General features: G+C 28.1%; 12 protein-coding genes and 1 pseudogene. 5 read left to right on the top strand and 8 right to left on the bottom strand.

Going from position 1 to position 7362, the window contains the following annotated elements; all coding sequences use genetic code 11:
• The 5 genes and pseudogenes from OL66_RS03995 to OL66_RS02310 all read left to right on the top strand — a co-directional run.
• Positions 1–320: pseudogene (locus tag OL66_RS03995) on the top strand (dipeptidase PepV); the annotation flags it as partial.
• A gap of 44 nt (positions 321–364) precedes the next feature.
• Positions 365–1231, top strand: a complete 867-nt coding sequence (locus OL66_RS02325; RefSeq protein ID WP_034172298.1) for a thymidylate synthase — start codon at positions 365–367, stop codon at positions 1229–1231.
• On the top strand, positions 1228–1719 hold the full coding sequence (locus OL66_RS02320) for a dihydrofolate reductase (RefSeq protein ID WP_011160668.1): 492 nt from the start codon (positions 1228–1230) through the stop codon (positions 1717–1719). Before OL66_RS02325 ends, OL66_RS02320 begins: the two co-directional genes overlap by 4 nt.
• On the top strand, positions 1713–2522 hold the full coding sequence (locus OL66_RS02315) for a lysophospholipid acyltransferase family protein (RefSeq protein ID WP_034172297.1): 810 nt from the start codon (positions 1713–1715) through the stop codon (positions 2520–2522). Before OL66_RS02320 ends, OL66_RS02315 begins: the two co-directional genes overlap by 7 nt.
• A 100-nt stretch (positions 2523–2622) precedes the next feature.
• Positions 2623–3051: an OsmC family protein gene (locus tag OL66_RS02310; protein ID WP_034172296.1), complete on the top strand. Its 429-nt coding sequence runs from the start codon at positions 2623–2625 to the stop codon at positions 3049–3051.
• Positions 3052–3139: 88 nt separating this feature from the next.
• Here the strand turns inward: OL66_RS02310 and OL66_RS02305 are convergent, their stop codons facing one another.
• The 8 genes from OL66_RS02305 to ruvX are packed head-to-tail and all read right to left on the bottom strand — an operon-like array spanning position 3140 to position 7027.
• The gene (locus OL66_RS02305) at positions 3140–3487 is read right to left on the bottom strand and encodes a super-infection exclusion protein B (protein WP_034172295.1); all 348 of its coding nucleotides are present in this window, start codon (positions 3485–3487) and stop codon (positions 3140–3142) included.
• A 4-nt stretch (positions 3488–3491) separates the two neighbouring features.
• Positions 3492–3707 (bottom strand): YneF family protein, encoded by a 216-nt coding sequence (locus OL66_RS02300; protein ID WP_011160672.1) that lies wholly within the window; start codon positions 3705–3707, stop codon positions 3492–3494.
• A gap of 53 nt (positions 3708–3760) precedes the next feature.
• Positions 3761–4321: a 16S rRNA (guanine(966)-N(2))-methyltransferase RsmD gene (gene rsmD, locus OL66_RS02295; RefSeq protein ID WP_011160673.1), complete on the bottom strand. Its 561-nt coding sequence runs from the start codon at positions 4319–4321 to the stop codon at positions 3761–3763.
• Entirely contained in the window at positions 4318–4896 is a 579-nt protein-coding gene (gene yqeK, locus OL66_RS02290) for a bis(5'-nucleosyl)-tetraphosphatase (symmetrical) YqeK (RefSeq protein ID WP_034172294.1), read from the bottom strand. The genes rsmD and yqeK overlap by 4 nt, the downstream gene beginning before the upstream one ends.
• A gap of 7 nt (positions 4897–4903) precedes the next feature.
• Positions 4904–5473, bottom strand: coding sequence for a YqeG family HAD IIIA-type phosphatase (locus OL66_RS02285; protein ID WP_011160675.1), 570 nt, complete (start codon positions 5471–5473; stop codon positions 4904–4906).
• The gene (gene greA, locus OL66_RS02280) at positions 5463–5933 is read right to left on the bottom strand and encodes a transcription elongation factor GreA (protein ID WP_034172300.1); all 471 of its coding nucleotides are present in this window, start codon (positions 5931–5933) and stop codon (positions 5463–5465) included. The genes OL66_RS02285 and greA overlap by 11 nt, the downstream gene beginning before the upstream one ends.
• A gap of 52 nt (positions 5934–5985) precedes the next feature.
• Complete coding sequence (locus OL66_RS02275; RefSeq protein WP_034172293.1) at positions 5986–6570, bottom strand: O-methyltransferase; 585 nt, start codon at positions 6568–6570, stop codon at positions 5986–5988.
• Between the two features lies 1 nt (position 6571).
• A complete protein-coding gene (gene ruvX, locus OL66_RS02270; protein ID WP_011160678.1) occupies positions 6572–7027 on the bottom strand; it encodes a Holliday junction resolvase RuvX in 456 nt (151 codons plus the stop codon).
• Positions 7028–7362 lie beyond the last annotated feature (335 nt).

Here is a 7362-nt window from a genome sequence, read left to right as displayed (position 1 = left end):
AATTGGAAAAAGCAGCCAAAAAGAATCAATTTCTTTTAAAAACTGATTTTCATTATCCTATTATGTATATCAATCCCAATAGCGAATTAATAACAACTTTAGTAAATATTTATCAAAAACATACTCATGATTTTTTAACTGCGCCTTTGTGTAGTGGTGGTAGAACTTATGCTAAATGTGCCCCTAATTTAGTTCCTTTCGGACCTGTTTTCCCCAATCAAAAGTCTTTAGCTCATCAAGTGGATGAATCTATTTCAATTGACCAATTAATTACCTTAACTGCCATTTACACAGAAGTTTTATATCTTTTGTCCCGATAAACATCAAACATTTATTCAATTAAAAAACAAGGAGTTATACAATTATGAATACTTATTTAGATTTATGTCGTTTTATTTTGCAAAAAGGCAGTTTTAGAAACGACCGCACTAATACAGGTACCAAAAGTGTTTTTGGCTACCAAATGCGCTTTAATCTTGAAGAAGGTTTTCCTTTGTTAACTACTAAAAAAATGAATCTTAGATCAATTATCCACGAACTTTTATGGTTTTTAAAAGGGGATACTAATATTTGTTATTTGGTACAAAACAATGTTAATATTTGGAATGAATGGCCTTATCAAAAATATCAACAATCAGCTTTTTTTCAAAATGAAACATTGAAAGAATTTGTAGAAAAAATCAAAAATGATCCTCTTTTTGCCATAAAGCACGGTAATTTAGGTCCTGTTTATGGTAAACAATGGCGCGATTTTAATGGCGTTGATCAAATCAAATTTTTAATTTCTGAAATCAAAACCAATCCCAATTCCAGACGTTTGATTCTTAATTCTTGGAATCCGCCCTTATTAAACCAAATGGCATTGCCACCTTGTCATGTCTTAATTCAATTCTACGTTCATCAAGGAAAACTCTCCTTGCAACTATATCAACGTAGTGGAGATGTTTTTTTGGGAATACCTTTTAATATCGCTTCTTATTCTTTATTACTTATGATGGTCGCACAAGTAACTAACTTACAACCTTACGAATTTATCCATACTTTAGGAGATGCCCACATTTATTCCAATCACCTTGCACAAGTTCAGACCCAAATTCAAAGAACTCCTAAAAAATTACCTCAAATGATTTTAAATCCTGACATCAAAAATATTGATGATTTTAAATTTAGTGATTTTACTTTGCAAAATTATCAATGTGATGGCATTTTGAAAGGCGATATTGCTGTATGATTAATTTAATTACTGCCTTTGACGGCAATTATTTGATTGGCAAAGACAACAAACTACCTTGGCATTATTCCCAAGATTTACAATATTTTAAAAAAATTACCCTTAATCAAAATGTTTTAATGGGGTATGAAACTTATAAATCCTTAAAAAATTATTTCAAAAATAAGCCCTTTAATTTTAAAAAAACTTATGTAGCATCTTTAAAACATGATTTGGAATTGCCTAATTGTACTGTTGTTTCTGATTTGCAATCCTTCATGGCAAGTGATGCTGCCCAAGATATTTTTATTATTGGTGGAGGAAAAATCTATCAACAAACCCTACCTTGGGTAACAACTTTATACATCACCCACATTTTACAAAGACATCAAGGAAATGTTTTTTTTCCCAAAATTGACTTATCACAATACCAATTAATCCAAAAAGAAATTCACCCACAATTAATTTTTGCCATTTATCAAAAGAAATTAGATACGCCCAAATGTTAACTTTTATTTTTGTTGTCGTTTGGCTAACATTTGTTTTTTTGCAAACTTCCAAAACTATGCTAGTTGATTTTTCTTTTTGCTACAAACTGCCAGTTAATTTAATTTTGGGCTTGTTGTTGGCTTTTTTAATAACGTTTATAATTTTGGTTTTTTGCCTCGTTTTAATGACTTTTTCCCGCCCTAATCATTATTTTAAAGGATTTGTTTCGCGTAGTTTGTCGCGTTTTGTCAACCGTTTTTTAAGAATTAAAGTAGTAGTTCAAAATCCTCATTTAATCCCTTCAAAAGAAAATGTTGTTATTTATGCCAATCACAAGTCATACACCGATCCTTTTGTTATTACAAGCGTTATTCCAAGAACTTTATCATTTGCTCCCAAACAAAATTTTAATTGTTTTTTTGGAACTGAATGGTTTTTAAAATTAGCTTTTTTATCTTTGGATTGTATGGTAATCTCAAGGGATGATATCAGAAAAACTGCCCAAAATTTAATAAAGGCAGTGCCTAAAGTTAAAAATGGTATGGCAATGGTAGTTTTTCCTGAGGGAGGCATTAAAGATAGAAATAACGAACAAGCAATGCCACTTTTAGGAGGGGCTTTTAAAATTGCTTGCAAAAGTAAATCTTCTATTTTGCCTTTAACTATCAAAGGAGCCAGTCAAATCAAAAATAAGCGTTTTTGGCAAAAAAAAGTAGTAGAAATAATTATTCATCCTCCTTTAAAATACGATCATTATTGCAATACAAATATGCATCAAGTAGCTATTGATGTGCAAAATATTATCAACTCTAGTTTTAATTAAAATAATTATATTTTAACTTATTTTGATGTTATAATAAAATAGATGCTTAAAGAAATGCATAAAAAAGAAATATTTTTTTAATAAAGAAAGGTTTTATAATATGATTATTTTTAAAACAACTGCTTATTTTAATCCCCATTTAGATGATTTATGTTTTTTTGAAGAAAAAGAAGGAATCACTAAAAAATTAGTTTCAGCTTTAGAACCAAGTAACAAACAATCAGGACCTGTTGATTTATTTTGTCTTTCTTGGGCAATTTGTTTTTATAAAACTTCTAAAAAGATTTTAGCAGAACAAGACTATACAAATAAAGATTTAAAAGTAAAAGTAACTTTAGAAATGCAAAAAGATGATAAAGGTTTTTATTTTAAACCTACTGCTATTTTAGGAATTCAAGATATGACGCTGGAACAAACTGAAATAATCGCAGATGCAACTCATAAAAGATGCCCTATTTCTCGTTTAATTAGTGCTGATGAAAATGTTTCTGTTAAAGTTTCAAATTACAATGAATTGATTACAGAATAAAATTTTTCATGATATAATAAAAAAACACCTTTAAAAGGTGTTTTTTTATTATATAACTTTGAAATTATAAATGTTTAAATGATCAAAATTATTCATGGTAAATTTTTTTTAAATCTTTATTTTTGTGAATAATTTTTTTTATTAAAGGGTTAAAAACATAATTATTATATTTAGCATCCGAAACTATTTCTTTTAAAAAAATGATATTCAATTGTAATAAATTTTTGGTAATGTTGGCATCTTTTGTCAAGGGAAAAGTTTTGTGAGGATTTTGCAAAAAACTTTTTAATATTTCTTGTTCTAAATTGCTACAAGACAATAAATAATTTATAATTTTGTTTTTAACATTTTTGCGATAAAAATAATTCATTATAAAAATAACTAAAAGAAAAATAAAAACAATAAAAATAAATTTAAAAAAGATACTTTCAAACATTATTTTATTTGCCTTGTTTCATGCTGTTCATAATTTGACGAATTTGTTTTTCAGAAGGGGTACGACCCATTTGGCGAAACATTTCTTTGATTTGTTTTTCACTGATGGGAGGATTTTGTTGTAAATGTTTTTTAAACCAATGAAACATTAAAAAAGCTCCTAAAACCCCGCCTAATAAAAATCCTATAATTGGATTTACATATAACCAAATATTGTTCATTTTGAACTCCTTTTTTCTTTTTCTTTTTTGTTTTTTCTTTCCTTGGTGAAAGTCTAAATTTTTTGATAAAATTGAATTTTTTTATTACCGTATTGTTTTTCTTTTTGTAAAACAAATTCTTTAATTTGTGTAGGCAAAACAATTTTGCGATGTAATTCACAAATAATAATGCTATTTTGATGTGTTAATTTGTCTAAATATTCAAAAGCAGGTAAATAAAAATCTTTAAAATAAGGAGGGTCTAAAATAATAAAATCAAAAATCAAGTTGGCTTTTTGGAATTTTTTTAAAGCTTGAATAAAATGACCATAAAAAATAATGCTTTGTTCTAAATCCAGTTTTAATTTTTGGTGGTTTTCTTTTAAGGTTTGAAAAGCTTTTAATGAAGCATCCACAAAATAGGCTTGTTTAGCATCTCTGCTTAAAGCCTCAAAACCATAAGAACCGTTGCCTGCAAATAAATCTAAAAAGATTTTGTTTTGGAATGAGGCTCCCAAAGTATTAAAAAGAGATTCTTTGACCAAAGAGCTAGTGGCTTTGGTGTGAGGTGATGGCACTAGTTTGATTTTGTGTCCTTTGAATTTTCCTCCGATGATAATTGTTGTCTTTGTCATGAAAATATTTTTCTTTTGATGGAGTTTTTCAAAGAGGATAAAATTTCTTGGTAATTGTAAGGCAAAGGGGATCCTTTTTGGCTGAAATAATCAAAATTACTTTTAAGAAGTTCATATATGGCTTGATTGAGGTTAAAGTAGGCTAGCTTTTGAAAATATTTTATTTGGGAAAAATTTCGTTGAGGTTCTAATTTGTCACTTAACAATACAATTTTATCGCAATAATTCATTTTTTTATCACCCCAAACATGTTTTTTGATGGCATTAAGAATAGTGACATTTGTGATGCCAAATTCTTTTTTTAAGATGTTTGCAGCAGATAGAGCGTGAAAAATAGCAGGCGTTTTGCTGTATTTTTGGATATTGGCTTGAGTAAGATAGGGTTTTTGTTGTTCTAAGGTGTCGTTTTTGGTGTAATCATGAAATAAAGCTGCAATTTGAATAGGCAACAAAGGTTTGTTATAATGTCTTGCCATTTTGGTAGCAGTGCGATAAACTCTTATAGTGTGTTCTAACAGCAAAGGATAGTTTTTTAATTTAGTTTCGACAGCTTGACGAATTTTGTGTAACAACATATTATTTTCATTTTTCTTCAAAGTCTTGAAATTTTTTTTTCCAAAGGTGATAATCTTGTTTTTTGAGATTGGTTAAAAACTTTTTTTCACGATAAAAACGATTGAATTTGGTAAACGCGCTTTCTTGAAAGCGATTTAGGGGTTTTACCAATAAAGAACAAAAACCTGCTTGATTAGCTCCTTTGATATCTGTTTGAAGTTGGTCTCCTATCATCAACATTTGTGTGGTTTCCAATTTGAGAAGTTGGCATGCTTTTTGAAAAGCTGTAGGGGATGGTTTTTTGTTTAATAAATTTAAATATATAAAAGTAAAATCATTTTTTAAAACTTTGTGGAGGCGTTTTTTAGAGGCATTAGAAAGAATAACGACTTTGAAAATAAGAGATAATTTAGTTAAAAGGTTTTTAATTTGTTCATCTAAAATATCTTTGTTGCATTCAATTAAAGTATTGTCTAGATCAAAAATTAACGCTTTAATGCCTTGTTTTTGAAACAACTCAAAAGGAATTTGCAAGACACAAGGAAAATAGTGTTGAGGGATGAAAAGTTTGTTGGGGCAAGTCATTTTATTGGACATCTACAATTTTGACTCTAAAAGTGTTTCCAGTTTCGCCGGTAACAAAAACAACATCTCCTATTTGGTGCCCTTTGATATTTTGTCCTAAAGGAGATTCAATCGAAATTTTGTTGTTAAAAGGATCTGCTTCCAAGGTGCTTACTAATTCAATTTCTTGTTGTTGTTTGGTGTGTAAAAGCTCCAAAGATACTTTTTTGCCAATACTTACTTCTCTTTCTTTGGAAACTTTAACTACGCGGACATTTTTTAAAATATTTTGGATTTCTGAGATGCGATGTTCTATTAAAGCTTGTTCGTTTCTAGCAGCATCATAATCAGCGTTTTCGGATAAATCTCCTTGTTCGCGCGCTTCTTTTAAAGCTTCTAAATTTTCTTTTCTTTTAACTTCTTTTAAAAAAGTTAATTCTTTTTTTAATTTTTCTATTCCTGATTGGGTAAGTTCATAAATTTTATTATTCATAAATAAAAGACCTTCTTTTTTTATTTTTTGATGGTTTTTCAAAATTCCTAAATTATTTTTTGAGATAAGAAATAATCAACCCATCACCTACATCTTGAAAAGTGGTGCAAAAATCTGGGTGATTTGTTAAAAAAGTTTTAAAATTATGCATTTTTTTGAAAATTCCTTGATTATTTTTAGTCGTTTTGGCTTTTTTAAAACAACTTAAATTAAGGTTATCAAAAACGATAATGCCTTGTTTTTTGAGTAAAGGAGCATATTTGCAAAATAACTTTTGATATTGGGCTTTGGCAGCATCAATAAAAATTAAATCATATTTTTTTAAATTGCAAGTAGGATAAATTAACGCCTCTTGCCAAATTACATTTATGTGATAGGGAGTTTCTTTTAAAAAGTTTTTAGCTAAATTATAATTTATAAAATCTCTTTCTAAAGTATCAATTTTAGTGCTAAGAGAGCTCATAGCCAAAGCGCTATATCCAATGGCAGTTCCGATTTCTAAAATATTTGTGATTTTGTTTTGTGAAATTACATCAAGTAACAAAGCTAATCCTTGGTCTTGGATAATGGGGATTTTGTTTTCTTGGGCGTATTTTTTTAATTTTTGTAAGTTTTTTTCTTTGTTAAAATCAAACATTTCAATGCTCTTTGTTTGTGTGTAATTTGATATAATCGAGATAATTTTGTAAAATGATGGTTGCTGCAATTTCGTCTTTCATTTGTAAAATTTTGCCCTTTTTTTTGTTATTGGTTTTTAACATTTGGATTGCTTGTACGGTAGATAAACGTTCATCCCATAAAATTACTTTTACTTGCTCAAACTTGTTTTCTAGCGTTTTTTTAAAATCACTACTTATTTTGGCTTTAATTCCTATGTCGTTGTTCATGTGTTTGGGGTATCCCAAAACAATTGTTTTAATTTGATATTGAAAAATGATTTCTTGTAAAGGTGCAATCAATCGATCGTATTTGTGGGTGGCAAAAAAAATAGTTTTGAGGTTTTGGGCAATAATTCCTGTTTGTGATAAAGCAATTCCTAAAGTTTTTTCACCTAAATCCAACCCCAAAGATGCATTATTTTGGCATTTTAACATAATAAAACATTCTCATTTGTCAAAAAATGGTTTGAATGATAAAAATTATTCTTTTTTTCTTGGTTTTGGTTCAACTTCATTTTATCAATTTTTTTGTGTTTTTGGGCAAATAATTTTATTAATAATTGTTTAAAAGATTTGAAAAATAGTGGGTTTGGGGTTTTAAAAGGGTTTAATTTTAATTTTTCTTCCGCTTTGATTATTTTTTTCTTTTTTATTTTGTTGTTTTTTGTCATTTCGAACACCTTTTAACAATTTTTAGGAATTTTGATTATTTTTAATAATTTTAGGAATTTTAGGAATTTTTTCCTTGAGGATTTTTTTATTATAAATTT

The sequence above is a fragment of the Chrysanthemum yellows phytoplasma genome (genome assembly GCF_000803325.1).
Taxonomy (GTDB): Bacteria; Bacillota_I; Bacilli_A; order Acholeplasmatales; family Acholeplasmataceae; genus Phytoplasma; species Phytoplasma asteris.
Note: the sequence above shows the minus strand (reverse complement) of the source record. Positions and strands in the feature narration are given on the sequence as shown.

Coding starts and splice junctions, on each gene's coding strand:
- OL66_RS02325 (WP_034172298.1), top strand. CDS start 365: ATGAATACTTATTTAGATTTATGTCGTTTTATTTTGCAAAAAGGCAGT.
- OL66_RS02320 (WP_011160668.1), top strand. CDS start 1,228: ATGATTAATTTAATTACTGCCTTTGACGGCAATTATTTGATTGGCAAA.
- OL66_RS02315 (WP_034172297.1), top strand. CDS start 1,713: ATGTTAACTTTTATTTTTGTTGTCGTTTGGCTAACATTTGTTTTTTTG.
- OL66_RS02310 (WP_034172296.1), top strand. CDS start 2,623: ATGATTATTTTTAAAACAACTGCTTATTTTAATCCCCATTTAGATGAT.
- OL66_RS02305 (WP_034172295.1), bottom strand. CDS start 3,487: ATGTTTGAAAGTATCTTTTTTAAATTTATTTTTATTGTTTTTATTTTT.
- OL66_RS02300 (WP_011160672.1), bottom strand. CDS start 3,707: ATGAACAATATTTGGTTATATGTAAATCCAATTATAGGATTTTTATTA.
- rsmD (WP_011160673.1), bottom strand. CDS start 4,321: ATGACAAAGACAACAATTATCATCGGAGGAAAATTCAAAGGACACAAA.
- yqeK (WP_034172294.1), bottom strand. CDS start 4,896: ATGTTGTTACACAAAATTCGTCAAGCTGTCGAAACTAAATTAAAAAAC.
- OL66_RS02285 (WP_011160675.1), bottom strand. CDS start 5,473: ATGTCCAATAAAATGACTTGCCCCAACAAACTTTTCATCCCTCAACAC.
- greA (WP_034172300.1), bottom strand. CDS start 5,933: ATGAATAATAAAATTTATGAACTTACCCAATCAGGAATAGAAAAATTA.
- OL66_RS02275 (WP_034172293.1), bottom strand. CDS start 6,570: ATGTTTGATTTTAACAAAGAAAAAAACTTACAAAAATTAAAAAAATAC.
- ruvX (WP_011160678.1), bottom strand. CDS start 7,027: ATGTTAAAATGCCAAAATAATGCATCTTTGGGGTTGGATTTAGGTGAA.